The organism is Nocardiopsis prasina DSM 43845 (genome assembly GCF_000341265.1).
Lineage (GTDB): Bacteria > Actinomycetota > Actinomycetes > Streptosporangiales > Streptosporangiaceae > Nocardiopsis > Nocardiopsis prasina.
The window spans coordinates 1-1,429 of sequence record NZ_ANAE01000014.1 but is presented as its reverse complement, the minus strand read 5'-3'; the positions used below and the strand labels follow the sequence as shown (position 1 = coordinate 1,429).

The following is a 1,429-nucleotide window of genomic DNA, read 5'->3' as shown; positions in this document are numbered from 1 at the left end:
GGGGCTGCCGGTGGACCGGGCGCGCCGCCGCCTCACCTACGGCAGCGACGCGGGAGTGCTGGACGCCTTCGCCGCCGGGCCCGCCGAAACCGTCCCGCTGATCCTGCTGCGCCACGCCCCGGCCGAGTCCAAGACCGGCCGGGACGGCGACGACCTGCTGCGCCCGCTGGACGCGGCCGGGCGCGGCGACGCCGACGCGCTGGCCCGCCTGCTGCCTGCCTTCGGCACCCCCCGGGTGGTCGCCTCCGCGGCGGTGAGCTGCGTCGAGACCGTCACCCCCTACGCGGAGGCCATCGGCGCCCCGATCCGTACCGACCGGGCCGTCACCGCCCGCACCGCCGGGGACGGGGCCGCCGCGGCCGACGCCGAAGCGGCGCGGGCGGCCGTGACCGCGCTGCTCGACGACGGCGTGCCCACCGCGGTGTGCACGCACGGCGAGCTGGTCTCCGTGCTGCTGCGCGCGGCGCTGGACCGGCTGGGCGCGCCCGCCCCGCAGCAGCTTTCCCTGCGGAAAGGCTCCTTCTGGGTGCTGCACCTGTCCCGCTCCGACGGGAGCCTGGCGGCGATGGAGCGCCACGGCCCCCGGCCCGGCGGCCTCCGATAGGACTGAAAGGATGCGGACATGGCTAAGCATCAGGTATCGCGCAGTGTGGTGATCGACGCCCCCGCCGAGCGGATCTTCCGCATCGTCGCCGACCCGCGCCGCCACCACGAGTTCGACGGCTCTGGCACGGTCCAGCAGGCCCGCGGCGGCGCCGGGCTGCTCGGCCCGGGCTCGCGCTTCGGCATGGACATGCACATGGGCCTGCCCTACAGCACCGCCAACCGGGTCGTGGAGTACGAGGAGAACCGGCTGATCGCCTGGAGCCACATAGGCCCGCACATCTGGCGCTGGCAGCTGGAGCCGCAGGAGGACGGCACCACCCGGGTCACCGAGACGTTCGACTACACGCGGCTGGCACCGGTCTACATCCTGATCGGCTACCCGGCTCGCAACGCCCGCGGCATCGAACGGACGCTGCCCCGGCTCAAACGGCTGGCCGAGGAGGGCACTCCGTAGCAGGGCACCGCCGAGGGCACGGCGCGGCCCTGCCGGGGCGGCTCGCCCGGACGGGGCGCGGCACCCCCGCACCGTGGGGCGGCAGGGCCGGGCCGCCGCGGCACGCTGCACCGATGCTCGCCGCACCGCCTCCACGGCCGTGCCAGACTTGATGTCATGCCTGCCATGCCTTCCTCGTTCGCTGAAGCCCGCGTCGACCTGGGCGCGATCAGCGAGAACACGGCCGCGCTCGCGCGGCGCGCCTCTCCAGCCGCGGTCATGGGCGTGGTCAAGGCCGACGGCTACGGCCACGGCATGATTCCCGCCGCCCGCGCCCTGCTGGCCGGAGGCGCCGAGTGGCTGGGTACCGCCTTCATCGAAGAGGCGCTG

At 75.3% G+C, this 1,429-nt stretch carries 3 protein-coding genes; all 3 read left to right on the top strand.

Annotated features, from left to right (window positions below; genetic code table 11):
* A partial coding sequence (locus D452_RS0100905; RefSeq protein ID WP_017542301.1) for a SixA phosphatase family protein occupies nt 1-604 on the top strand: 604 nt, incomplete at its 5' end.
* 18 nt (nt 605-622) lie between these two features.
* Nucleotides 623-1,060, top strand: coding sequence for an SRPBCC family protein (locus D452_RS0100900; protein WP_026128859.1), 438 nt, complete (start codon nt 623-625; stop codon nt 1,058-1,060).
* 165 nt (nt 1,061-1,225) lie between these two features.
* Nucleotides 1,226-1,429, top strand: a 204-nt coding sequence (locus tag D452_RS27350) for an alanine racemase (RefSeq protein WP_040692732.1), incomplete at its 3' end; no start/stop codon positions are given.

Excerpts from the sequence above, each read along its gene's own strand:
- D452_RS0100900 (WP_026128859.1), top strand. The coding sequence starts at position 623 with ATGGCTAAGCATCAGGTATCGCGCAGTGTGGTGATCGACGCCCCCGCC.